The sequence below is a fragment of the Zavarzinia aquatilis genome (assembly GCF_003173035.1).
Classification (GTDB): domain Bacteria; phylum Pseudomonadota; class Alphaproteobacteria; order Zavarziniales; family Zavarziniaceae; genus Zavarzinia; species Zavarzinia aquatilis.
Genome location: NZ_QGLE01000006.1, coordinates 238,475 through 261,446, shown reverse-complemented (window position 1 = coordinate 261,446; position 22,972 = coordinate 238,475). Strand labels below are relative to the sequence as shown.

At 68.2% G+C, this 22,972-nt stretch carries 21 protein-coding genes; 17 read left to right on the top strand and 4 right to left on the bottom strand.

Annotated features, from left to right (window positions below; translation table 11 throughout):
• Window positions 1-55 precede the first annotated feature (55 nt).
• From DKG74_RS12555 to DKG74_RS12535, 5 genes are all read left to right on the top strand, one after another.
• Window positions 56-1,189: a Fic family protein gene (locus tag DKG74_RS12555; RefSeq protein WP_109906252.1), complete on the top strand. Its 1,134-nt coding sequence runs from the start codon at window positions 56-58 to the stop codon at window positions 1,187-1,189.
• 28 nt (window positions 1,190-1,217) lie between these two features.
• Window positions 1,218-1,868, top strand: coding sequence for a trimeric intracellular cation channel family protein (locus DKG74_RS12550; RefSeq protein ID WP_109906250.1), 651 nt, complete (start codon window positions 1,218-1,220; stop codon window positions 1,866-1,868).
• Between the two features lie 80 nt (window positions 1,869-1,948).
• Complete coding sequence (locus tag DKG74_RS12545; protein ID WP_109906248.1) at window positions 1,949-2,752, top strand: hypothetical protein; 804 nt, start codon at window positions 1,949-1,951, stop codon at window positions 2,750-2,752.
• 113 nt (window positions 2,753-2,865) lie between these two features.
• Window positions 2,866-3,750 carry an SDR family oxidoreductase gene (locus tag DKG74_RS12540; RefSeq protein ID WP_109906246.1) on the top strand — a complete coding sequence of 295 codons (885 nt, stop codon included), beginning with the start codon at window positions 2,866-2,868 and terminating at the stop codon, window positions 3,748-3,750.
• Between the two features lie 112 nt (window positions 3,751-3,862).
• Entirely contained in the window at window positions 3,863-4,720 is an 858-nt protein-coding gene (locus DKG74_RS12535) for a class I SAM-dependent methyltransferase (RefSeq protein ID WP_109906244.1), read from the top strand.
• Here DKG74_RS12535 and DKG74_RS12530 read toward each other — a convergent pair.
• A complete protein-coding gene (locus DKG74_RS12530; RefSeq protein WP_109906242.1) occupies window positions 4,708-6,222 on the bottom strand; it encodes a malonate--CoA ligase in 1,515 nt (504 codons plus the stop codon). The two genes, DKG74_RS12535 and DKG74_RS12530, sit on opposite strands and share 13 nt — an antisense overlap.
• Entirely contained in the window at window positions 6,222-7,685 is a 1,464-nt protein-coding gene (locus DKG74_RS12525) for a malonyl-CoA decarboxylase (protein ID WP_109906240.1), read from the bottom strand. The genes DKG74_RS12530 and DKG74_RS12525 overlap by 1 nt, the downstream gene beginning before the upstream one ends.
• Window positions 7,686-7,853: 168 nt before the next feature.
• Here DKG74_RS12525 and DKG74_RS12520 point away from each other — a divergent pair, with 168 nt between their 5' ends.
• From DKG74_RS12520 to DKG74_RS12485, 8 genes are all read left to right on the top strand, one after another.
• On the top strand, window positions 7,854-8,510 hold the full coding sequence (locus DKG74_RS12520; protein ID WP_165837661.1) for a LolA family protein: 657 nt from the start codon (window positions 7,854-7,856) through the stop codon (window positions 8,508-8,510).
• A 174-nt stretch (window positions 8,511-8,684) separates the two neighbouring features.
• Window positions 8,685-9,470: a gamma-glutamyl-gamma-aminobutyrate hydrolase family protein gene (locus tag DKG74_RS12515; protein WP_109906236.1), complete on the top strand. Its 786-nt coding sequence runs from the start codon at window positions 8,685-8,687 to the stop codon at window positions 9,468-9,470.
• Complete coding sequence (locus DKG74_RS12510; protein ID WP_109906234.1) at window positions 9,457-10,797, top strand: glutamine synthetase family protein; 1,341 nt, start codon at window positions 9,457-9,459, stop codon at window positions 10,795-10,797. Before DKG74_RS12515 ends, DKG74_RS12510 begins: the two co-directional genes overlap by 14 nt.
• A 5-nt stretch (window positions 10,798-10,802) precedes the next feature.
• Complete coding sequence (gene pyrF, locus DKG74_RS12505) at window positions 10,803-11,525, top strand: orotidine-5'-phosphate decarboxylase (RefSeq protein ID WP_109906232.1); 723 nt, start codon at window positions 10,803-10,805, stop codon at window positions 11,523-11,525.
• A gap of 90 nt (window positions 11,526-11,615) precedes the next feature.
• Window positions 11,616-11,831, top strand: coding sequence for a hypothetical protein (locus DKG74_RS12500; protein WP_109906230.1), 216 nt, complete (start codon window positions 11,616-11,618; stop codon window positions 11,829-11,831).
• A 122-nt stretch (window positions 11,832-11,953) separates the two neighbouring features.
• Entirely contained in the window at window positions 11,954-13,720 is a 1,767-nt protein-coding gene (locus DKG74_RS12495) for a type I secretion system permease/ATPase (protein ID WP_165837660.1), read from the top strand.
• A 1-nt stretch (window position 13,721) separates the two neighbouring features.
• Window positions 13,722-15,050 (top strand): HlyD family type I secretion periplasmic adaptor subunit, encoded by a 1,329-nt coding sequence (locus tag DKG74_RS12490; RefSeq protein WP_109906225.1) that lies wholly within the window; start codon window positions 13,722-13,724, stop codon window positions 15,048-15,050.
• 4 nt (window positions 15,051-15,054) lie between these two features.
• Complete coding sequence (locus DKG74_RS12485) at window positions 15,055-16,620, top strand: TolC family outer membrane protein (RefSeq protein ID WP_109906223.1); 1,566 nt, start codon at window positions 15,055-15,057, stop codon at window positions 16,618-16,620.
• 103 nt (window positions 16,621-16,723) lie between these two features.
• On the opposite strand, the gene DKG74_RS12480 is transcribed toward DKG74_RS12485, so the two are convergent.
• On the bottom strand, window positions 16,724-19,261 hold the full coding sequence (locus DKG74_RS12480; RefSeq protein WP_109906221.1) for an ABC transporter permease: 2,538 nt from the start codon (window positions 19,259-19,261) through the stop codon (window positions 16,724-16,726).
• Complete coding sequence (locus tag DKG74_RS12475) at window positions 19,261-19,944, bottom strand: ABC transporter ATP-binding protein (protein ID WP_243404115.1); 684 nt, start codon at window positions 19,942-19,944, stop codon at window positions 19,261-19,263. Before DKG74_RS12475 ends, DKG74_RS12480 begins: the two co-directional genes overlap by 1 nt.
• 47 nt (window positions 19,945-19,991) lie before the next feature.
• Here DKG74_RS12475 and DKG74_RS12470 point away from each other — a divergent pair, with 47 nt between their 5' ends.
• The 4 genes from DKG74_RS12470 to DKG74_RS12455 are packed head-to-tail and all read left to right on the top strand — an operon-like array spanning window position 19,992 to window position 22,971.
• Entirely contained in the window at window positions 19,992-20,630 is a 639-nt protein-coding gene (locus DKG74_RS12470) for an arylesterase (protein WP_109906219.1), read from the top strand.
• Window positions 20,627-21,667, top strand: coding sequence for an NADP(H)-dependent aldo-keto reductase (locus tag DKG74_RS12465; protein ID WP_109906217.1), 1,041 nt, complete (start codon window positions 20,627-20,629; stop codon window positions 21,665-21,667). The genes DKG74_RS12470 and DKG74_RS12465 overlap by 4 nt, the downstream gene beginning before the upstream one ends.
• 21 nt (window positions 21,668-21,688) lie before the next feature.
• Entirely contained in the window at window positions 21,689-22,261 is a 573-nt protein-coding gene (gene thpR, locus DKG74_RS12460; RefSeq protein WP_109906215.1) for an RNA 2',3'-cyclic phosphodiesterase, read from the top strand.
• Window positions 22,252-22,971 (top strand): NAD-dependent deacylase, encoded by a 720-nt coding sequence (locus DKG74_RS12455; protein ID WP_109906213.1) that lies wholly within the window; start codon window positions 22,252-22,254, stop codon window positions 22,969-22,971. The genes thpR and DKG74_RS12455 overlap by 10 nt, the downstream gene beginning before the upstream one ends.
• Window position 22,972 lies beyond the last annotated feature (1 nt).

The following is a 22,972-nucleotide window of genomic DNA, read 5'->3' as shown; positions in this document are numbered from 1 at the left end:
CGTTGATGCGATTACGGTAGCATCAAGACAAGTTGATAACGGGATCGGCCCGGATATGGTCATCAAACCCTATGATTTTTCCGGGGCCGTGAACTACCACACCGGGGCCTTTCCCCCGGCCACGCTGGATTACGGGGCCCTCCTCGGCCCGCTCGAGGAAGCGGCGGCCTCCCTCGCGCGCTATGACACGCGAATGTCGGCCATGCCGAACGGCGACCTGCTGCTGGCCCCGCTGCGCCGTCAGGACGCGGTGAGTTCGTCGAGGATGGAAGGAACGATCTCGACCATCGAAGAACTCTATCGCCTTGAAGCGGAGGAAGATTCCGGCCACGCGGACCCTTACCGCGAAGCGCGCAACGATGCTGTCGAGACCTATCTCTACGCCCGCGCCCTGAGCATCGCGCAGCAATCCCTCGCCGACGGGATGCCGCTGGGCGAGCATCTGATCCGGATGGCGCATCAGCGTCTTCTGTCCTTCGGGCGCGGCGCGGGCCGCAGTCCCGGCAGCTATAAGGTCGAACAGAACTACGTCGGCGACGACCGCCGCGGGGAAATCTACTATGTGCCCATCGCGCCGGACCGATTGCCCCCGGCCATGGCCGAGCTGTTCCGCTTCATCAATGAGAGCCCCATGCCCTCGCTGATCCGAACGGCGATCGCCCATGTCGAATTCGAGGCGCTCCATCCATTCGAGGATGGCAACGGCCGCATCGGGCGGATGTTGATCACCCTGATGCTGTGGAAGCTGAACATCCTGTGCCAGCCGAATTTCTTCGTCTCGGGCTATTTCGAGACCCACAAGGACGAATACATCGAGCGGATGCGCGCGGTATCCGCCACCTCGGACTGGACCGGCTGGATCGTGTTCTTTCTGCGCGCCCTACACGAGCAGGCCGCCGCCAACATGCGGACGGCGGATGCCATCCTCGCGCTCTACACCTCGATGCGGGAGCGTTTCCGCGCCGTTCTGAACTCCCAGTTCCACGATCAGGCGCTCGATTTCGTCTTCGCCAGTCCGATTTTCCGCAACGACCGCTTCGTCAAGAAATCCGGCATCCCGGCGACCTCGGCCCGGGCCCTGTCGCGCCGGCTCGCCGACGCGGGCATCCTGCGGACGATGGTGCCAGCCTCGGGACGGCGTGCCGCCCTCTACGCCTTCGATCCGCTGCTCGACCTGCTGAAAGTCTGACCGACATGAGCCGAGGGAGGGACTGACCATGCACGCCCTGCCGCCGCTCGATCAGCCCGTGCAATGGCTGATCCTCGCCCTCGACGGGATCGGCATCTTCGTCTTCGCGATCAGCGGCGCCGCCCTTGCGCTGCGGGAGCGGCTGGATCTGTTCGGTGTCCTTCTGATGGCCTTTGTCACCGCGCTGTTCGGCGGCATCCTGCGCGACATCCTTTTGGGCGCGACCCCGCCCGAGACCCTGACGAGCTGGCACAATGCCGCCATCGCCCTGTCGGGCGGCGTCTTCACCATCGCCGCCGGGGGCTGGATCGGCCGGCTGGACAAGCCGGTGCGCCTGTTCGATGCCATCGGCCTTGGCCTGTTCACCGCGGCGGGGGCGGCCAAGGCGCTCGATTTCGGGGTTCATCCCCTGATGGCGCCCGCCGTCGGCATGGTGGTCGGCATCGGCGGCGGCATCCTGCGCGACATGCTGGTGACGCGGACACCCCTCGTCCTGCAGGCGGAAATCTATGCCGTCGCGGCCCTGGCCGGCGGTTTCGCCGTGGTCGGCTGCGATGTTCTCGGCCTGCCGGCCCAGCCCTCCATGCTCGCGGGCGCCCTGCTGTGCCTCACCTTGCGGCTGCTCGCGCTCTATCGTGGCTGGACCCTGTGGCACCCGCCGCGCCCGCCGGGATTGTGAGACGACGCGCCGATGTTGCGCGGACGAATACCACTCAGGATATAATTGGGCGTGTTTTTACAGCTTTGGGAGAAACCCCCATGCCCCTGTCCGTCACCTTGCCGTCCCGTCCGCTCAGGGTTCGCCCGCCGGGCCTTGGCCTGCGCAACATCGTTACATCGCTGTTCAGGGCGCTGCTGATATCCGGCCTCTTCCTCTTCGCCATCCACATGCTGGGCGCCGACCTGGTCGGCGACGCGCGGGTGCTCGATCGGGCGGTGCCGGCGCGGGAGGGCCGGCTGGTCGACGGGTCGTGCCGGAACAAGGCCGTCCTCATCAGCTGTTCGGCCCGGCTGTCGGCCCGGGCGCCGGACGGTACGTCCCTGACCCGGGAAGCCTCCTTCGTCTTCATCGCCTGGCCCCGGGACAGCTACCCGCTGACCGTGGTCGCGGATTCAGCGCAACCGTCCTATCTGACCACGGATCTGGCACTCGACAGGTTCGGCAACCGCGCGGTCACGCTCGCCGTCGCGCTGTCCGGGCTGTTGTTGCTCCTGTCCCGCGCCCTCGTCCGGTCTCTGACGACGTGGAGCAACGCACGAAGGTTGAAATCCGCCCTCGACGGCCGCCGCCTGATCGCCACTCCCCTGGAGTTGCAAAAGCGCGGCTCGCGGCAATGGCGGATCGTCAGCGGCGGCCTCGCCACTGGCCTCCGGCGCAGCATCTGGACCGTGCCGGCCGGCAGCCAGCCGCTGTACCTCGACCGGGGACGGGACCTGATCCTCGGCGTTTCGGCCGGCGGACCCGAGGTGATGCCGGTCGACGCGGAAGGCCGCTGGCTCGGCCTGACCGGGGCGGAGCGCGACGCCCTGCTGGCCAGCCTGCCGCCCCAGTTGCGCCGCTAGGCGCCGCCGGCTTGCCGCGGGGCACAATGCGCGCTTGACCTTCCGTCCGCCGTTCGCGATAGAACCCCCCGGGCCTGTATCTGCTTGCGAGACACAAAAAAGGGAGAGTTCGCATGTCCATTCGCTTTGACAATCGCGTCGCCATCGTCACCGGCGCCGGCGGCGGCCTTGGCCGCAGCCATGCGCTGGCCCTTGCCGCGCGCGGCGCCAAGGTCGTCGTCAACGATCTGGGCGGTGCCGTCGATGGCTCCGGCTCCTCGGCCGGCGCGGCGCAGCGCGTCGTCGACGAGATCAAGGCGCTGGGCGGCGAAGCCGTCGCCGACACCAATTCCGTCTCGACCCCCGAGACCGCCGAAGCCCTGGTGAAGACCGCCATCGACACCTACGGCAAGCTCGACATCGTCATCAACAACGCGGGCATCCTGCGCGACAAGAGCTTCTCCAAGGTCGAACTGGCCGACTTCAAGCTGGTCATCGAAGTGCACCTGATGGGCTCGGTCTATGTCACCAAGGCCGCCTGGCCGCACCTGCAGGCCAACAACTACGGCCGCGTGGTCATGACCTCCTCGGCCTCGGGCCTCTATGGCAACTTCGGTCAGGCCAACTACGGCTCGGCCAAGCTCGGCCTGGTCGGCCTGATGAACACGATCAAGCTGGAAGGCCAGAAGAACGACATCCGCGTGAACACGATCGCGCCGGTCGCCGCCACCCGCATGACCGAGAACCTGCTGCCGCCCGCCATCCTCGAGAGCCTGAAGCCGGAACTCGTCACCGCCGGTGTCCTGCACCTCGTGCAGGAAAACAGCCCGAACGGCGTCATCCTCGAGGCGGGCGCCGGCTACTACTCGCTCGTGCAGATCGTCGAGGGCGCGGGCGTGAAGCTGGGCGCCGAGGCGAGCGTCGATGACGTCGCCGCCGCCTGGGACAAGATCGCCGACATGAGCAAGGCGACCCCCGCCTTCTCGTCGAACGAAAAGCTCGCCACGATCTTTTCGTGATCTGACATCGGGCCTGAGAACGCGGCGGCGTTACCGCCGCGTTCTCCTGTCGCTCCCCCCCCCCTGAAATGTCCTGTAGTGCCGGCGCCGGCCCCTCGTTCGGAAAACACAAATGAAGGGTGCAACCCAGACACTGGACCCCATCCGCTACTACGCCTTCCTGCTGGATGCATTCGCCCGCTACCCCCGCGAGGGGATCGCGATTCATCCCTATTGGTGGCGATGGCGGCGCAGCGATCGCAAGCCCGCCAAACCGCTCCTGCGCCGGGCCGCCAGAATGCTGCGGAACGCGTCGCCGGGCGATGTGCTCGAATTTGGCGTGTGGAAGGGCAATACCATCAATCTCCTCGCCGGGCTGCTACCCGAGCGCGAACTTTACGGCTTCGACAGTTTCAGCGGCTTTCCGCCGGATGGCCGGAGTGACTGGAAGCTGGATTTCGCGCTGCCGCGGTTGCCTGCAGTAAAATCCAATGTCCGGCTGATTGCTGGCTATTTCGAGGACACCCTGCCGGATTTCGTGAAGCAGCGACCCCATGACCGTCGGGTCGGCCTGCTTCATGTCGATTGCGACATCTATTCGTCGGCGAACACAGTCTTCCGGCATATCGGTCCCTACCTCGATACCGAGACAGTCATCGTCTTCGACGAGCTGATCAACTACGCCTCGTTCGTCGAAAATGAATTTCTCGCCCTCTACGAATTCCTGGATGCACGCGATCTGGATTTCCGCTGGGCCATTAAGGTTGGGTCGGTGATCGACTTCGCCCACTTCTGCAGCACGCGTGACTGGGATAAGGGATTTGCCTGGTTCCGCCGGCAGGGCATCTATCAGAACGCCGCGATCCGCTTGGCCGTCGACCGCGGCCGTGAGGCCCGTATCGACCGCTACAGGGCCAAGGCGGAAAAGCTGCTCACGCTCAGGCCCATGGCCGTTCCCGGCGGCCAGCCCACGGACATTCAACCGGCATAGAGACCCTTGTAGGTCTCGCGCAGGATATTCTTCTGCACCTTGCCCATCGTGTTGCGCGGCAGATCGTCGACGAAGATCACCGCCTTGGGCTGCTTGAATTTCGCCAGCCGCTCGGCGAGGGCATCGAGCACCGCCGCCTCCGTCACATCCGCGCCCTTGCGCCGGACGACGACCGCCGTCACGCCTTCGCCGAAATCGGCATGGGGCAGGCCGATCACCGCGCTTTCGATCACGCCGGGCAGAGCGTCGATCTCGCCTTCGACTTCCTTCGGGTAGACATTGAAGCCGCCCGAAATCACCAGGTCCTTGCCCCGTCCGACAATGTGGACATAGCCCCGCTCGTCCACCCTTCCAAGATCGCCGGTGATGAAGAAGCCGTCCGGCCGGAATTCCGCCGCCGTCTTCTCGGGCATCTGCCAGTACCCCTTGAAGACATTGGGGCCCTTCACCTCGATCATGCCGATCGCGCCCGGCGCCATCGCCGCGCCACTCTCGGGATCGGCGATGCGCAAGGCGACACCCGGCAACGGAAAGCCGACGGTGCCCGGCACCCGTTCCCGGTCATAGGGGTTCGAGGTGTTCATGTTGGTCTCGGTCATGCCGTAACGCTCGAGGATGGCGTGACCGGTCCTGGCCGCGAAATCCCGGTGCGTCTCGGCCAGCAGCGGGGCGGAGCCGGAGATGAACAGGCGCATCCCCGAAACCGCCGCCCGGTCGAGGCCGGGATGATCGACGAGGCGGGTATAGAAGGTTGGCACCCCCATCAGGCAGGTCGCCCGGGGCATCAGCGACAGGACTTCGCCCGCGTCGAACCTCGCGAGGAAGATCATGGACGCCCCGGCGAGCAGGATCACATTGGTCGCGACGAAGAGCCCGTGGGTGTGGAAGATCGGCAGGGCGTGGATCAGCACGTCGCCGGCCGTGAAGCGCCAGTAATCGACCAGGGTTTCCGCGTTGGACGCCAGATTGGCGTGGGACAGCATCGCCCCCTTCGACCGCCCGGTGGTGCCCGAGGTATAGAGGATGGCGGCGAGGTCTTCGGCGCCCCGGGGCACGGTGGCGAAATCGTCCGGCGCCGCCTCGGCCGCGACCTGCAGGCTGCCGGTGCCCGCCGGGTCCAGCGTCTCGACCCGCGCGCCGTGGCGGGCCGCGATGTCCCGCGCCGCTGCCGCGCCACCGCTGCCGGTGACCAGCAGGCGGGGCCTCGCGTCGCCGACGAAATAATCGACCTCGGCCGGGGTATAGCCGGTGTTGAGCGGCAGGAACACCGCCCCCGCCCGCACGCAGGCGAGATAGAGCACGAGGGCATCGACCGATTTGTCGACCTGGACCGCGACCCGGTCGCCGGGCAGGACGCCGAGCCCGGCGAGAACATGGGCCAGACGCCCCGTGGCCCGCCGCAAGGCCCCGTAATCGAGCCCGGGGCCCGGCCCCGGCTGGATGAAGGGACGGTCCGGCGGCACCGCCGGCGAGAGCAGGCGGTCGAAGAGATAATTCGCCATTATTCCTCCGCGGCGACTTTCCGGCGGCGCGACAGGCGACGCAGGCGCTCGCCGACACTGCCGCCCGACAGCTCTTCCGAAGACGACGCCGGGGCCAGCAGGAGCTGAACCGCCGGGGCGGCGACGACTTCACCCCGCGTCACCAGGGCTTCGTGGTTGGCCTCGATGTCCTCGAGGCGGTAGAGGTAATTGACCATCAGGCCATGGGACTGGCGCATCCCGTTCATCGAACGGTCGCCCAGCGCGTTGACCCGCTCCAGCCGGGCGCCATTGCCGAGGTGGAAGCGCGCGACGGGGTCGATCACCCGCCCATCGGCGGTGCGGGCCTTCAGGAAGTAATGCGCGGCGCCCCGCAGCAGGACGGCATTCACCGCGATGGCGGTTTCATGCGACAGGGTCCAGTCCGGCCGGTCGAGGGCCTGCAGGACATCCCGCTCCGCCGCGGTCGGGAAGGCCGCCGGATCGACCGCGGCGCCGTCCTGCCCCCGCTCGCCGTCGCCGGCATGACGGCGCGCGTCCAGCCAGCGGGCGAAGCCCGGAATGGGCGAGAGGGTGACGAAAGTGTCGATCTGCGGCAGGTCGTGACGCAATTCCTCGACCACCTGCTTGATCAGGAAATTGCCGAAGGAAATCCCCTTCAGCCCTTCCTGACAGTTGGAGATGGAATAGAACACCGCCGTCGTCGCCCGGGCGGGGTCGATCGGCTCGCGCTTCTCGGCGAGGACGTCCTGGATGGTGCCCGGGATCGCCGGCTCCAGCGCCACCTCGACGAAGATCAGCGGATCGTCCACCAGCTGCGGATGGAAGAAGGCATAGAGCCGGCGGTCGGGCGGGGCAAGGCGGCGGCGCAATTCGTCCCAGCCATGGATCTGATGCACCGCCTCGTAGCGGATGATGCGCTCGAGCACATTGGCCGGGGTCGACCAGTCGATCTTCTTGAGGACGAGGAAGCCGCGGTTGAACCAGCTCGAGAACAGATGGATGAAATCCTCGTCGAGGGCAGGCAGCGTCGGATCCTGCGCCCGGATCGTCAGCAGGAAGCGGCGCATCTCGACCAGGCAGGAAATCCCCCCGGGCGCGAGGTTGAGGCGGCGCAGCACTTCCTGCCGGCGGGGTTCGGCCGCGCGCGACAGGGCGCTGATGGTCGAGGGGCCGGGATTGGCCTGATAGGCGTCGATGGCGGCATCGAGCCGGTCCAGTCGCGGGCCATAGACCCGGGCGAGCAGCAGCAGGAAATCGCGCTTACCGTCGTCGCTGGCGGCGGTCCACAGCTCGAGAATGCGCCGCGCGCGGGCCACGCCCGAGGCTTCGCCCCGGCCGGACAACAGTGCCTCCACCAGCGGGCCGAAATCGGGCCGGCCATTCGGGCCGAGGCCGGCCGGCCCCTTGCCGCGCTCGAACAGGGCGCGCCCCCGGTTGGAAATCGTGTCGAGCAGGCCGGAAATGAAACCCGATGTGCCCATGGATCGCTGGTCTCCCGCGCGCCGTCGGCGGCGCCCGGCCAGAATGCCGGCCCCGGCGCCGGGCTTCAAGGCCGGGCTTTCGGCGGAACACGCCCCGTTTGCCCGTGTTGATCTGCCATGCGCCTTCGGGCCTTGCTTTGGTCAAATTGCTGGATCACCTTCCCCGCCATGTCGACGATGTTCCTTTCCCCGAACCGCCGGGGTGTGCTTGGCCTCGCCCTCGGGCTTGTCGCGGCACCTTTGTTCGGCTCGGCGCGCGCCGCCGGCCTGTCCGACAAGGACAAGGGCGACGTCGCCCGGGTCGAAGGCCTGTTCAACAGCTTCCGCCGCCTCGAGGCGCGCTTTACCCAGGTCGATTCCAACGGCGGCATGGCCGAGGGCAAGCTGTACATGAGCCGCCCGGGCCGCCTGCGCTTCGAATATGATCCGCCGGTGCCCCTGCTGATCGTCGCCGACGGCACCTGGCTCGTCGTCTACGACAAGGAAATCAAGCAGGTCGACCGCTATCCGCTCGGCCGGACACCCATCGGCGTCCTCGTGCGCGAGAAGGTCGCGTTCGACGACGGGCTGGAAGTGACCGACGTCGTGCGCGATTCCCAGGCCTTCGGCGTCTCGATCATCTCGCCGGCCAACAAGGACGACGGCCGCCTGACCCTGATCTTCACCGAGAACCCCTTCGAGTTCCGCCAGTGGCAGGTTCTCGACTCCCAGGGCATCAACACCGTCGTCACCCTCGACGACGTGAAGCGCGACGGGGATTTCGATCCCAAGCTCTTCGTCTTCAACGACCCGCCCGGCGTCACCACCTCGCGCCACGACCGCTAGGGCCTTCCACTCTCGCCATCCCGGCCTGTGCCGGGGGCCTTCAGACCTTGCCCGGCAAAGGCCGGGCGTCTCGGACATTGCCCGGCAAAGGCCGGGCGTCTTCAGACATTGCCCGGCAAAGGCCGGGCGTCTCGGACGTTGCCCGGCAAAGGCCGGGCGTGGTAGCCCTAGGTCATGTACGATCCGTTGTTTCCCGTCATCGGCATTCCGGCCTGCACGCGGGCCATCGAAGGCCATCCGTTCAATATCGTCGGCGAGAAATATATCGCCGCGGTGGCCGAGGCGGCGCGCTGCCTGCCGCTGCTGATCCCCAGCCTCGACCCGCCGCTGCCGGTCGACGCCGTGCTGGGCACGCTCGACGGCCTGCTGTTCACCGGCAGCCCGTCCAACGTCCATCCCGCCCGCTATCAGGGCGAGGCCAGCCGCCCGGGCACGCTGCACGACGAACAGCGCGACGCCACCACCCTGCCGCTGATCGCCGCCGCCATCGCGCGGGGAATGCCGGTCTTCGCCATCTGCCGCGGCCATCAGGAACTGAACGTCGCGTTGGGCGGCAGCCTCTTCCAGCATGTCCAGGAACTGCCTGGCCGCCTCGATCACCGGGCGCCGGACGACCAGCCGATCGAGGTGAAATACGGCCCGGCCCACGAGGTCGCCGTCACCCCCGGCGGCTTGTTCGAGCGCCTGACCGGCGAGCGGGGCTTCACCGTCAATTCCCTGCACGGCCAGGCCATCGACCGGCTCGCGCCGACGCTGCGCATCGAGGCGATGGCACCCGACGGCACCGTCGAGGCCGTGACCGCGCCCGACGCGCCCGGCCTTGTCATATCGGTGCAGTGGCATCCAGAATGGAAGGCCTTGGACAATCCGGTGTCCATGCGCCTGTTCGAGGCCTTCGGGGCCGCCGCCCGCCAGTATGCGGCACAACGCAAAGGGAATGGGGCCCATGTCGCAGCTTGATACCTGGCTTCACGAAAGACACATCACCGAGGTCGAATGCCTCGTCCCCGATATCTCGGGCGTCGCGCGCGGCAAGATCCTGCCGACCTCGAAATTCCTGAAGAGCCAGACCGATTCCTCGCTCCGCCTGCCCGAGTCGATCTTCTCGCAGACGGTGACCGGCGAATTCATCGACTCGGAAGTGACCGACCCGACCGAGCCGGACGTCGTCCTGCGCCCGGACCCGGACACTTTGTCGCTGGTGCCCTGGTACGAGGATCCGACGGCGCAGGTGATCAACGACTGCGTCTATCGCGACGGAAGGCCGGTGCCCATCGCGCCCCGTCAGGTGCTGCGCCGGGTGATCGACCTTTACGCCGCCAAGGGCTGGAAGGCCATCGTCGCGCCCGAGCTGGAATTCTACCTCTGCGCCAAGAACGTCGACCCCGACTATCCGCTGCAGCCGCCGGTCGGCCGCTCCGGCCGGGCCGAGACCGGCAGCCAGTCCTATGGCATCGACGCGGTCAATGAATTCGATCCGATCTTCGAGGACGTCTATCAGTATTGCGAGGCGCAGGAACTCGACGTCGACACGCTGATCCACGAGGCCGGCCGCGCCCAGTGCGAGATCAACTTCAATCACGCCGATCCGATGTCGATGGCCGACCAGGCCTTCATGTTCAAGCGCACCGTGCGCCAGGCGGCGATGCGCCACGGCGTTTATGCGACCTTCATGGCCAAGCCCTATTCCGAGGAACCGGGCAGCGCCATGCACATCCACCAGTCGGTCGTGGACATCAAGACCGGGCGCAACCTGTTCTCGGACGCGGAAAGCAACGACACGCCGCTGTTCCGGTCCCATATCGCCGGCCTGCAGAAGTACCTGCCGGCGGCCATGCCGCTGATCGCGCCCAACGTGAATTCCTATCGCCGGCTGACCCGCTTCATGTCGGCGCCGATCAACCTGCACTGGGCGCGGGAAAACCGCACCGCCGGCCTTCGCGTGCCGGAATCGGGGCCGGAAGCCCGCCGGGTCGAGAACCGGGTGCCCGGCGCCGACGCGAATCCTTATCTTGTCATCGCAGCTTCTCTGGCCTGCGGCTACCTTGGCATGATAAATGAACTGGAGCCGACCGATCCGATCAGCGGCAGTGCGTACAGCCGGAAATTCGCGCTTCCCCGTTACCTCCCCGATGCCCTCAACAAACTGAAGGGCGCGAGCGAGCTGGGCGAGGTGCTGGGGGAAGAATTCGTCACGCTGCTCATGGAAGTGAAGCAGGCAGAACATGACGCCTATCAACAGGTGATCTCGGCATGGGAACGCGAACATCTACTGCTGAACGTCTGAGCCCGATGACCGCGTCGCGTCTCGACATGTCGCTGCGCGAGCGGCTGATCGTCGCCCTCGACGTACCCAACGTCATTCAGGCGCGCAACATCGTCGCGGCGCTGGGCGACACCGTCAGTTTCTACAAGCTGGGCCTGCAGCAGGTCTTCGGCGGCGGCCTCGGTCTCGCCGACGAATTGTTCCGGCTGGGCAAGAAGGTCTTCCTCGACGCCAAGCTGACCGACATTGCCGCGACCGTCGGCAATGCGACGACGAACATCGCCCGCACCGGCACCGAATTCCTGACCGTGACCGGCGATGCCCCCATCGTCCGCGCCGCGGTCGAGGCGAGGGCGAAGGCCGGCGCGCGCAAGCCGCTGATCCTCGCCGTCACCGTGCTGACCTCGCTCGACCAGAAGGATCTCGAGGACATGGGCTATACCATGCCGCTCGACGAACTCGTGGTGCACCGGGCGCTGAAGGCCAAGGAAGCGGGTGCCGACGGCGTCATCGCCTCGGGCTTCGAGGCGGCCAAGCTGCGCGCCCTGCTCGGCCCCGAAATGCGCATCGTCACCCCGGGCATCCGTTCGGCCGACAGCCCGAAGGACGACCAGAAGCGGGTGATGACCGCGGGCGAAGCCATCGCCGCCGGCGCCGACCATGTCGTCGTCGGCCGCGACATCCTGCGCGCCAGCGACCCGGCGGCCAAGGCCCGCGCCATCCTCGACGATATCGCCGCCGCTCTCTAGATCGGCGGCGCTCCCGCGCATAAGGGGTGAAATCCGGCGGCGGCATCCCCATATGACGACCATGTCCAGTCGTTACCGCCGGAGCTTGCCATGAACGACGCCCTGACCGGCCTGCTGCGGGCGATCGTCGCTGCCGCCGTGCTGTTCCTCATCCTCACCCTCGCCGCCGGGGTGCTCAGTGCTCTCGCCGTCATCATTCCGGTGCTGCTGGTGCTCGGCTTCATTTTTGGCCGGCCGGTGCTGCGTCGGCGCCGTCATCACATTGTCATCATCGACCACGAGCCCGATCCGCGTTTCCACCGCTGACGCACCGCCCGGATTCCGGCCCGAAAAGGGCGGTTTGCCTCTTCCCTCGGCGCGGGGGCCATGCTTATTAACAGCGGTGGGGACACCCTGGGGTGGGGTGTTTGCGCGTATCGGGGGAATATGTGAAAGCGCCGGGTAACTTTGCACTGGTCTGGCTCGTCGCGCGCCACGCGCCCGGGGCGACGGCGGCTGTCGTCTTTGCCAGCCTGTTCATCAATGTCCTGACCCTGGTCAGCCCGATGTACATGCTGCAGGTCTATGACCGCGTCCTGCCGGGCCGCAGCGAAGGCACCCTGCTGATGCTGACCATCGCCGTCTGCGGGTTGCTCGGCATCATGAGCCTGCTCGACCGGGCGCGCTCGCGCATCCTGAACGCGGTCGCCCTTCGGGTCACGGTCGAGATGTCGCGCCAGGGTTTCGACGCCGCCTTCCGCCGCAACCTGCGCAAGGCGACCAACAATGCCTCGACCCGGCTTTCCGGCGATGTCGAGCAGGTCCGGCAGTTCCTGTCGGGGCCGGGTGTGCCCGCCTTCATCGACCTGCCCTGGTCGCCGATCTTCGTCTTCGCCGCCTATCTGATGGCGCCGCTCATTGGCCATCTGACCCTGGGCGCCTGCATCGTCCTGCTGATCCTGACCGCGCTGTCCGAGCTCGCCTCGCGCAAGCCTTCGCAGGCCGGCTCCCAGTTCGGCGCCAAGGCGGCGAATTTCGCTGAAACCAGCCTGTCCAACGCCCAGACCATTTCGGCCATGGGCATGTTGCCGGCGATCCGCGCCCGCTGGTGGGATGCGTTCGAGACTGCCCTTGCCTATCAGATGCAGGCCGCCGGCCGGGCCGCCACCCTCAGCACCCTGTCGCGCTACATCCGCATCACGGTGCAAAGCCTGGTGCTGGGTGCCGGTGCCTATCTCGCCATCGAACAGCTGATCACCCCGGGTTCGATGATCGCCGGGTCCATCATCCTCGGCCGCGGCCTCGCCCCCATCGAACAGGTGGTCGGGGCCTGGCGCGGCTTCGTCAGCGCGCGCGGGGCCTATGGCCGGGTCGCCGCCCTGATCGCCGAGAATCCGCCGCCCAAGACCGACGGCGTCGCCCTGCCGGCACCGCGCGGCGCCATCGCCCTGAGCGGCGTGATGGCGGCGGCGCCCGACGACGGCCGCATCATCGTGAAGATCGGCGACCTGAACATTCCCGCCGGCACTTCGGTCGGCATCGTCGGCCCCAGTGGCGCCGGCAAATCCACCCTCGCGCGGCTGCTGGTCGGCGCCGTGCCCGCCGATCGCGGCACCGTGCGCATCGACGGCGCCGCCATGACCGACTGGCCGTCGGAAGTGCTGGGCGCCCGCATCGGCTATCTGCCGCAGGAAGTGGAACTGTTCGACGGCACGGTCGCGGAAAATATCGCCCGCTTCGGCACCCTCGATTCCGACAAGATCGTGAAGGCGGCCCAGCTCGCCGGGGTACACGACCTGATCCTGAAGCTGCCCCACGGCTACGAAACGCTGATCGGCAACGCCGGTCGCGCCCTGTCCGGCGGCCAGCGCCAGCGCATCGCCCTCGCCCGGGCGCTCTATGACGATCCGGTGCTGATCGTCCTCGACGAACCCAATGCCAATCTCGACACCGAGGGCGAGAATGCACTGATCCAGGCCCTGCGCGCGCTGCGCCAGCGCCGGGCGACCATCGTGCTGATCAGCCACCGGGTGTCCATGGTCGCCCTGATGGAGCAGATGATCGTCATGCGCGGCGGCAGCGTCGAAGCCCAGGGCCCGAGCGAGGACGTCATCGCCAAACTGCAGGGCCGCCCCGCCCCCGCCCCTGCCCCCGCGCAGGCGCAGGCATCGGCGGCCTTGCCCGCCCGTCCCGCCAGCGCCGCCGCGGGAGAGTGACATGAGCCAGACCACCGCGCCTGTGCCGGCCGCGCGACCGCCCCTGCACGGCAGTCTTCGCGGTCCCGTGCTGTCGATCTATCTCATCGTGGGCCTCGGCCTCGGCGGTTTCACCCTCTGGGCGGCCTCGGCCCCCCTGTCGGGCGGCGCCAGTATGCCCGGGCGCGTCGCCGTCGAATCCAACCGCCAGACCGTGCAGCATCTCGAAGGCGGTATCGTCAGCGAAATTCTGGTGAAGGACGGCGATGCCGTCGCCGCCGGACAGGTTCTGCTGCGCCTTAGCGATGTTCGCGTGCGCGCCAACCTCCAGGTGCTCAGCGACCGGCTCTACGCCTCGCTGGCCCAGCGCGCCCGCCTCGTCGCCGAACGCGACAACGCGACAGAGGTCACGTTCCCCGACCGGTTGCTGGCCGCCGCGGACAGTCCGGTGGTCGCCGAGCAGATCCGCGCCCAGCAGATTTCCTTCCGCAGCCGGCGCGACACCAAGCAAGGCCAGGTGGTGATCCTGCGCCAGCGTATCGAGCAGCTGAGCCGGCAGAAGGAAGGCCTGCTGGCCCAGCTTGAAGCGACCAGGATCCAGATCGGCACCATCGACCGCGAATTGGGTGGCCTGCGCCGGCTCTTCGCCGAAGGCCTCGCGCCCAAGACGCGCATTCTCGCCCTTGAGCGCAGCGCCGCCGATCTGAACGGCCGTCAGGGCCAGCTGTTGTCGGACATCGCCCGCAGCGAGGTCGCGGCCGGCGAAGCCCAGCTGCAGATCGAACAGGTCGACAACACTTTCCACAGCGATGTCGTCCAGGAACTCGAGAAGGTCGAGCGCGAGATCGCCGAACTGGAAGAACAGCGCACGGCGGCCCAGGACCAGATGGAACGCACCGAGATCCGCGCGCCCGTCGCCGGCATCGTCGTCGGCCTCGCCGCCCATACGGTGAACGGGGTCCTCGCGCCGGGCGCCCGCATTCTCGACCTCGTGCCGCAGGACCAGCCGCTGATCGTCGAAGCCTATGTCCGGCCCGAGGATATCGACAAGGTGCTGCCGGGCGAGACCGCCGAAGTGCGCTTCTCGGCCTTCAGCACGCGCACCACGCCCTCGGTCGATGGCCGCATCGACGTTGTCTCGGCCGACGTGCTGACCGACCCGCAGGGCAAGCAATCCTATTACCTCGCCCGGGTGGTGGTGGCGGACGACCAGATCGCGCGCCTCGGCAGCGCCCGCCTGGTGCCGGGAATGCCGGCCGAAGTCATCGTCAACACCGGCCATCGCACCGCGCTCGAATATCTCTTCAAGCCGGTGGTCGACATGTTCGCCCGGTCCTTCAAGGAAGACTGAGACCATGTCGCGTCCCGTCCGGCCGCTGCTGGCCGGCCTGCTGATGGCGGCCATCGCCGGGGTGCCGGCCAGCGCCGAGACCCTGACCGAGGCCCTCGTCTCGGCCTATGGCACCAATCCCCAGTTGGCCAGCGCGCGGGCGGCCCTCCGCGTGACCGACGAAGACCTCGCCCTCGCCCTCTCGGGCCTGCGCCTGCAGGTCGAGGCATCGGGCAGCATCGGCCGCGACAGCACCGAGTTTTCACGCCAGAACAACCGCTGGGGCAACCAGACCACCGGCCAGCTGCAGGTGATCCAGCCGGTGCTGCCCCTCGCCGCGCTGACCGCGCTCAACACGGCCGATGCCAGGGTGGAGCAGGGCCAGGCCCAACTCGCCGCGACCGAGCAGCAGGTGCTGCTGAACACGGTGCAGGCCTATGTCGACGTGCTGCGCGACCAGCAGGTTCTGGCGGTCACCGGGGAAATCGTCGCCAGCCTGACCCGCGAACTCGCCAGCAACCAGCGCCGGATGGATGAAGGCGACCTGTCGCGCACCGACATCGCCCTGACCCGCGCCCGCCTGACCCAGGTCCAGGCCGACCAGGTCACGGCCGAGGCGGCGCTGCGCCGGGCCCTCGCCGCCTATCAGGAGGTGGTCGGCCATCCGGCCATGGACCTCTCGGCGCCCGGTCTGCCGCCCGGCCTGCCCGACACGCTGGAGGCGGCGACCGATGCCGCCATGGCCGGCAATCCATCCCTGATGTTCGCGCGCAAGGCAGAAGAAGTCGCGCGGGCCGAGATCGCCCAGGCGGATGCCGGGCTGTTCCCGTCGCTCAACGTCGTCGGCTCCTCGTCCTACAGCGAGAACAGCGCGCTGTTCTCGGATATCGAGGAACAATATTCGCTGCAGCTCCAGCTGCGCATCCCGCTCTATGAGGGCGGCGCGACCCAGGCCCGCATCCGCAAGGCCAAAGAACAGTGGAGCCAGCGCCGGACCGAGATTCTGTCGTCGGAACGCTCGGTGGTGCGTCAGGTCAGCGATACGTTCGTCGGCCTGCGCAGCGCCCGCGCGGTGATCGAATACGCGCAGGAGGGGGTCGATGCCGCCGCCCTCGCCCTCGACGGCGTGCGCAAGGAAGCCTTGCAGGGCTTCCGCACCACGACCGACGTGCTGCAGAGCGAACAGAACCTGCTCGACGCCCGCCGCCGGCTGATCTCGGCCCAGCGCGACGAGATTCTGGCTGGCTGGCAGCTGCTCGCCGCCATGGGCGCCTTCGCCGCCGACAAGCTGGCCTTGCCGACCACGCCCTATGATCCGAAAGCCCACGCCGACGACGTGCGCGACGCCTGGTTCAGCACCTCGCCGGTGCCGGGCGATCCGGTCCCCGTGCCGACGCCGACCCTGACCCGGCAGCCCGCGGCGGCGGTCCCCGAAGCGGTAGCCGAGCCGACCCCCGTGGCCGTCACCGGAGAGGAAGCGCCAACGCCGGCAGCGAACCCGGAATCGCCGGACGACATCGACCTGTGGTCGGAACTCTTCGGCATCGACGACACCGACATCGCCGCCCCGACCACGCGCGACCGGCGCTAGGGCATCGGTGGCATGAGTGCCCTTCCGCCGATGCTCTAACCATTTGATTCGGCGCCTCCTCGGACGGCGGACCGGATTCCGCTCTGCCTGAAGATGCTTGTCTTTAGCCGGCCGCGAGATCGCGCAGCACCGGGGCGGGGCGGCTGATCAGCGCGCCCCAGGTCCCGGCGAGGCCGAGCAGCACGGCAAGGCCAACGCCGGCCGCCGCCGCCAGCAGGGCAACGGGCGCGTCGAAGACGAAATCTGCGTGCAGGATGCCGGTGACGAAGCCATAGGCCGCCAGCGTGCCGGCGCCAAGGGCGACCAGCGCCGTCGCCCCGCCCAAGATCGCGTATTCGAGGGCGAAGGCGCCCAGCACCTGCCGGCGCGAGGCGCCCAGGGTCTTCAGGATCACGGCATCGTAGAGCCGCTGGCGATGCCCGGCGGCCAGCGCCCCGGCGAGGACGAGCAACCCGGCGACCAGCGTGACCGAGGCGGTTACCGTGACTGCGAGGGAAAGCTGGCGCAGCAGGCCGTCCGCCGTCTCCAGCGCCTCCTTCACCCGGATAACCGAGATATTGGGGAAGCGGTCGGTGACGGCGCGGAACACGGCGGGTTCCGCCTCCGGGGTTGCCCGCACGGTGGCGAGATAGCCGTGGGGCGCGGCTTCGAGCAGCCCGGGCGAATAGACCATGGCGAAATTGATGCTCAGGGTCGTGTAGTCGATCTCGCGCAGGTTGGCGATCCGCGCCTCGAAATCGCGGCCGAGCAGGTTCACCGTCAGATTGTCGCCGACCTTGAGGTCCATCGCCTCGGCGAGGCGGGCATCGAAGGACAGGAGGGGCGGCCCCCGGTAATCCGCCGGCCACCACTCGCCCGCGACGATCCGGCTGCCCTCGGGCGGGGTCGCGGCATAGGTGACGCCCCGATCGCCGCGCAGGGCCCAGCGCCCGTCTGGCTTCACCGGATAATCGTCGGCCGGCACGCCCTTGATTTTCGAGATGCGCCCGCGCATCGACGGCACTTCGAGCAGGTCGGCGGTGCCGGCCTGCGCCGAGACGAGGCGGGTGAAATCGGCGATCTGGTCCTTCTGGATATCGACGAAGAAGAAGGAGGGCGCGGACGTCGGCAGGCGCCGCGCCACCTGATCCTCCATGTTGCGCTGGACGAGCGCGACGCCGACCAGCAGCGTGAGACCAAGGCCGAGCGACAGGACGACGGAAGCGGTGGCCGAACCCGGCCGGTGCAGATTGGCAAGGGCGAGGCGGGCACCCGGCGAGGCGGGCCGGGGCAGCCGGGCGGCGAGCGCGGCGACGCCTCGCCCCGCAAGGCGCAGCACGCCGAAGACGATCAGCGTGCCAAGGATGAACCACAGGCCGAAGCTGACCTCGGCCGAGGACAGCAGCGCAAGACCGACGAGGCCGGCGATCAGCAGCCCGCTCGCGATCAGATAGCGTTTGCGCAGCCGCACCCGGTCGGGCGCGATCTGGTCGCGGAACAGATGGGCCGCCGGAACCTCCTGCGCCCGGGCCAGCGGCCAGAGCGCGAAGAGTGTCGCCGTGATCAGCCCGAAACCGGCCGCGAACAGCAGCGGCAGCGGATAGAGACCGAGGCTGGCCGGCACCGGCAATTGCTCGGCCAGCAGGCCGCCCAGCGCGACCGGCACGCACAGACCGATGCCAAGACCGATGGCGATGCCCAGGGCCGCGATGGCCAGCACCTGGAACAGGAACATGCGGAAGATGAGCCCGGCGGGCGCGCCCAGCGATTTCAGGATGGCGATGGTCCGGGTGCGCGTCGCCATATGCGCGCGCACCGCGCTGCCGATGCCGACCCCGCCGACGACCAGCGTGGTCAGACCGATCAGGGTCAGGAACTGGCCCAGGCGGTCGACGAACTGGCGGATGCCCGGCGCCGCGTTGTCACGGTAGCGGATGCGCCAGCCGGCATCGGGAAATTCGGCCTCCAGCGCCTTGCCGATCTCGCGCGGCGAGCCCCCTGGGGCGACATTCAGGCGATAGGCGGTATTGACCAGGCTGCCCTGTTGCAGGAGGCCGGTCGAGGCCAGGGCATCGAGACCGATCATCACCCGGGGGCCGAGGGAGAAGGCTTCGGCCGCCCGGTCCGGCTCGTCAGCGATGACGGCGCGAAGGATGAAACGGGCATCGCCAACGGCGATCACGTCGCCGACCTTCGCCCCGATCCGCGTCAGCAGGGTCTCGTCCGCCGCCGCCCCCGGCAGCCCGTCGCGGATGGCGAAGGCGTCGGCCGGGGCTTGCGGCGGTTGCAGGCCGAGCCGACCGACCAGCGGATAAGCACCATCGACCGCCTTCAGCTCGACCAGGGTGCGGCCTTCCGCGCCACTGGTCAGCCGCGCCATGGCCCGCATCTGGCGGACGGTGGACAGCGTGCCGAGGTCACGCAGCCGGGCAAGCTCGGCGTCCCCCGCCTCACGCTGGACGAGACGGAGTTCCATGTCGCCGCCCAGCAGGGCGCGGCCGTTTTCCGCGAGGCCCTGTTCGATCGCCGCCGACAGGGTGCCGATGCCGGCGATGGCGGCAACACCGAGCACGAGGCAGGCGAGAAAGATGCGAAAACCCTTCAGGCCCGCGCGCAGCTCGCGCCGGGCAAGGCGGAGGGCGAGCGCGTTGCCGCCCGCCATCACGGGCGCTCGTCGGCGATGATGCGCCCGTCGGCGAGGCGCAGGCGCCGGTCGCAGCGCGCGGCCAGCGCCGGATCATGGGTGACGAGGACGAGGGTGGCGCCGGCGTCGCGGCCAAGGCCGAACAGCAGCTCGACGATGGTCTCGCCGGTATGGCTGTCGAGATTGCCCGTCGGCTCGTCGGCGAAGAGGATGCGCGGCCCGGCGATCACCGCCCGGGCGAGGGCGACGCGCTGCTGCTCCCCGCCCGAGAGCTGGGCTGGATAATGATCGAGCCGGTGAGCAAGGCCGACCCGGCCGAGTTCCGCCGCCGCCTTGTCCCGCGCCCCCGCGTCGCCTGCGAGTTCGAGCGGGATCGCGACGTTTTCCAGCGCGGTCATGGTCGGGATCAGGTGGAAAGACTGGAACACGATCCCCACATTGTCCCGGCGGAAGCGCGCCAGCCGGTCCTCGTCGAGGGTGTGAAGCGGCTGGCCGGCGACCGTGACCGTGCCCGAGGTCGGCTTCTCAAGTCCGGCCATGACCGCGAGCAGGGTCGATTTGCCAGAGCCTGAGGGGCCGATCAGCCCGATGCTCTGCCCCGCCTCGACGGACAGGTCGATGCCGCGCAGGATGTCGACCGGGCCGGCGGCGCTGCCGAGGCGAAGGGTCACGGCAGCGAGTTCGATGACGGGAGCAGCCAAGAATGACATCCGCGAGAACAGGAAAGGGTCTTCGGTCATATGGACCGATGGCCCTGGTTTTCAACCTCGTCCTGCTGATCGGCCTCGCCTTTTCGCCCGCGGCGGGATGGGCGGCCGGGGCGCGTATCCTCGCCTTCGGCGATTCCCTCACCCATGGCTATGGCCTCGACGGGCCGGATGTCTTTCCGGTCCGGCTGCAGAAGGCGCTGGCCGCCGCCGGCATCGCGGCCGAGGTGCAGAATGCCGGGGTCTCGGGCGATACCACGGCGGGGGGCCTTGCCCGGCTGGACTGGGCGCTGGGCGATCCCGCCGGCCTGCCCGATCTCGTCATCCTTGAGCTGGGCGCCAACGATGCCCTGCGCGGCACCGACCCTGCCGAGACCGAGGCCAATCTCGACGCCATCCTGAGCCGCCTCGGGGAACGCGGCGTCAAGGTGCTGCTGGTGGGGATGCGGGCGCCGCCCAATCTCGGCGGCGAATACGGGACCCGCTTCGACGGCATGTTTCCCCGGCTTGCGGAAAAGCATCGGGTGGCGTTCTATCCCTTCTTCCTCGACGGCGTCGCGGCCGATCCCGCCCTCAACCAGGCGGACGGGATGCATCCCAATCCCGCCGGTGTCGCGATCATCGTCGAGCGGATCACCCCTTTCGTGATCCGCGCCCTCGAGCAAAGGAATCCTGCATGAAGTACCGTCGTCTCGGCCGGACCGATCTCGATGTCAGCGTCATCTGCCTCGGCACCATGACCTGGGGCGAACAGAATACGGAAGCGGAAGCGCACGAACAGCTCGACTACGCCCTCGCGCAGGGGGTGAATTTCCTCGACGCGGCCGAAATGTATCCGGTGCCGCCCAAGCCCGAGACGCAAGGAAGGACCGAGGCCTATATCGGCAGCTGGCTGAAGGCGCGCAAGAACCGCGACAAGGTCATCATCGCGACCAAGGTCTCGGGCCGCGACGGCCCCGGCGCCCATATCCGGAAACCCACCACCCGCCTGAACAAGGCCCAGATCAACGAGGCGATCGACGGCAGCCTGAAGCGCCTCGGCACCGATTACGTCGACCTCTATCAGGTCCACTGGCCGGAGCGCATCACCAATGCCTTCGGCGTCGCCGACTACAAGCATTTCGAGCAGGACGACCTCATCCCCATCGAGGAGACGCTCGACGCCCTCGCCGGCCTCGTGAAGGCGGGCAAGGTCCGCCACCTCGGGGTGTCCAACGAAAGCCCCTGGGGCGTGATGCGTTACCTCGCCGCGGCCGACCGTCTGGGCCTGCCGCATATCGTCTCGATCCAGAACGCCTATAGTCTCCTGAACCGCCTGTTCGAGATCGGCCTCGCCGAGATCGCGCACCGCGAGGGCGTCGAGCTGCTGGCCTATTCGCCGCTCGCCATGGGGCTGCTGTCCGGCAAATATTATGGCGGGGTCAGGCCGGCCAATGCCCGGCTCACCCTGTTCTCGCGCTTCGTCCGCTATTCGACCCCGGGCGCCCAGCCGGCGGCGGATGCCTATGTCGACATCGCGCGTCGCCACGGGCTGGACCCGGCGCAGATGGCGCTGTCCTTCGTCAATACCCGGCCCTTCCTCGGCGCCAACATCATCGGCGCGACCACGATGGAGCAGCTGAAGGCCGATATCGGCTCGATCGACCTCGAATTGTCGGAAGAGGTCATGAAGGAAATCGAGGCGGTGCACCGCGCCAATCCCAACCCCTGCGCGTGACCTTCCGGCGGGGCGCGTGACATGATCCGTCTCTTCGTCGCCCTGCCGCTGCCGCCCCTCTTGCGCCAGACCCTGGCGCTGGCGGGCGGCGGCATTCCGGGCGCGCGCTGGAGCCCGGCCGACAACCTGCACATCACCCTGAAATTCATCGGCGAGGTCGACGAGCGGGTGGCGGACGATATCGTCTCCGCCCTCGACGGCGTCCATGCCCCGGCCTTCGAGGTGGCGCTCCGCGGCGTCGGCCTGTTCGAGAGCGGCAAGGGGCCGCGCCTCCTTTATGCCGCCGTCGTGCCCTCGCCCGCCCTCATCGACCTCGAGAAACGGGTGGAGGCGGCGCTCGCCCGGGTTCCCGGGCTCGATATCGACGACCGGCGCTTCGTGCCCCATGTCACCCTCGCCCGGCTGAAGGCGCCCGATGCCGGAAGGCTGCGCGCCTTCGTCGAAGGCAATGGCGGGTTGGCGCCGCCGCCCTGGCGGGCCGACCGCTTCGCGCTTTATTCCAGCGTGACCGGGGGCGAGCACCCGGTCTATACCCCGGAAGAATGGTTCGATCTCGAAGAGCAGGACGGGGGCGAGGACGGGGCATGGGTGTGAAGACCTATCGGCGGATCGTGATCCTGACCGGCGCCGGCATTTCGGCGGAATCGGGCCTCGGCACCTTCCGGGACAAGGACGGCCTGTGGACGAAATACGACCTGCGGGACGTGGCGACGCCCGAGGGCTTTGAGCGCAACCCCGCCTTCGTCCATGAATTCTACAACGCCCGCCGCCGCGGCCTTCTGACCGCGCAGCCCAATGCCGCCCACCATGCCCTCGCCCGGCTGGAAGCGGAACACGCGGGCGAGGTGCTGATTGTCACCCAGAATGTCGACGACCTGCACGAGCGGGCGGGCAGCCGCAACCTCATCCACATGCATGGCGAACTCGCCCGCATCCGCTGCGGCCGGTGCGAGACCGTGACCGAGCACCGGGGCGACATCGACACGGCGACGGTCTGCGGCCATTGCGGCCGGGCGGGCGCGATGCGGCCCCATGTCGTCTGGTTCGGCGAGATGCCCCTGCTGATGGACGAAATTCACGAGGCGCTGGAGGCCTGCGATCTCTTCGTCTCCATCGGCACTTCAGGCACGGTCTATCCGGCGGCGGGTTTCGTCGCCCAGGTGCGGCGCGGCCGGCGGGCGCTGACGGTCGAGCTGAACCTCGACCCGTCCGACGGCCATTCGCTGTTCGCCCAGCATCGCTATGGCAATGCCAGCGAGATCGTGCCCGTCTTCGTCGACGAACTGCTGCGTGGGGAGCCCTGAT

Excerpts from the sequence above, each read along its gene's own strand:
- DKG74_RS12515 (WP_109906236.1), top strand. The coding sequence starts at position 8,685 with ATGTACGATCCGTTGTTTCCCGTCATCGGCATTCCGGCCTGCACGCGG.
- pyrF (WP_109906232.1), top strand. The coding sequence starts at position 10,803 with ATGACCGCGTCGCGTCTCGACATGTCGCTGCGCGAGCGGCTGATCGTC.
- DKG74_RS12540 (WP_109906246.1), top strand. The coding sequence starts at position 2,866 with ATGTCCATTCGCTTTGACAATCGCGTCGCCATCGTCACCGGCGCCGGC.
- DKG74_RS12470 (WP_109906219.1), top strand. The coding sequence starts at position 19,992 with ATGGCCCTGGTTTTCAACCTCGTCCTGCTGATCGGCCTCGCCTTTTCG.
- DKG74_RS12510 (WP_109906234.1), top strand. The coding sequence starts at position 9,457 with ATGTCGCAGCTTGATACCTGGCTTCACGAAAGACACATCACCGAGGTC.
- DKG74_RS12490 (WP_109906225.1), top strand. The coding sequence starts at position 13,722 with ATGAGCCAGACCACCGCGCCTGTGCCGGCCGCGCGACCGCCCCTGCAC.
- DKG74_RS12550 (WP_109906250.1), top strand. The coding sequence starts at position 1,218 with ATGCACGCCCTGCCGCCGCTCGATCAGCCCGTGCAATGGCTGATCCTC.
- DKG74_RS12535 (WP_109906244.1), top strand. The coding sequence starts at position 3,863 with ATGAAGGGTGCAACCCAGACACTGGACCCCATCCGCTACTACGCCTTC.
- DKG74_RS12525 (WP_109906240.1), bottom strand. The coding sequence starts at position 7,685 with ATGGGCACATCGGGTTTCATTTCCGGCCTGCTCGACACGATTTCCAAC.
- DKG74_RS12465 (WP_109906217.1), top strand. The coding sequence starts at position 20,627 with ATGAAGTACCGTCGTCTCGGCCGGACCGATCTCGATGTCAGCGTCATC.
- DKG74_RS12455 (WP_109906213.1), top strand. The coding sequence starts at position 22,252 with ATGGGTGTGAAGACCTATCGGCGGATCGTGATCCTGACCGGCGCCGGC.
- DKG74_RS12485 (WP_109906223.1), top strand. The coding sequence starts at position 15,055 with ATGTCGCGTCCCGTCCGGCCGCTGCTGGCCGGCCTGCTGATGGCGGCC.
- thpR (WP_109906215.1), top strand. The coding sequence starts at position 21,689 with ATGATCCGTCTCTTCGTCGCCCTGCCGCTGCCGCCCCTCTTGCGCCAG.
- DKG74_RS12555 (WP_109906252.1), top strand. The coding sequence starts at position 56 with ATGGTCATCAAACCCTATGATTTTTCCGGGGCCGTGAACTACCACACC.
- DKG74_RS12520 (WP_165837661.1), top strand. The coding sequence starts at position 7,854 with ATGTCGACGATGTTCCTTTCCCCGAACCGCCGGGGTGTGCTTGGCCTC.
- DKG74_RS12500 (WP_109906230.1), top strand. The coding sequence starts at position 11,616 with ATGAACGACGCCCTGACCGGCCTGCTGCGGGCGATCGTCGCTGCCGCC.
- DKG74_RS12530 (WP_109906242.1), bottom strand. The coding sequence starts at position 6,222 with ATGGCGAATTATCTCTTCGACCGCCTGCTCTCGCCGGCGGTGCCGCCG.
- DKG74_RS12480 (WP_109906221.1), bottom strand. The coding sequence starts at position 19,261 with ATGGCGGGCGGCAACGCGCTCGCCCTCCGCCTTGCCCGGCGCGAGCTG.
- DKG74_RS12545 (WP_109906248.1), top strand. The coding sequence starts at position 1,949 with ATGCCCCTGTCCGTCACCTTGCCGTCCCGTCCGCTCAGGGTTCGCCCG.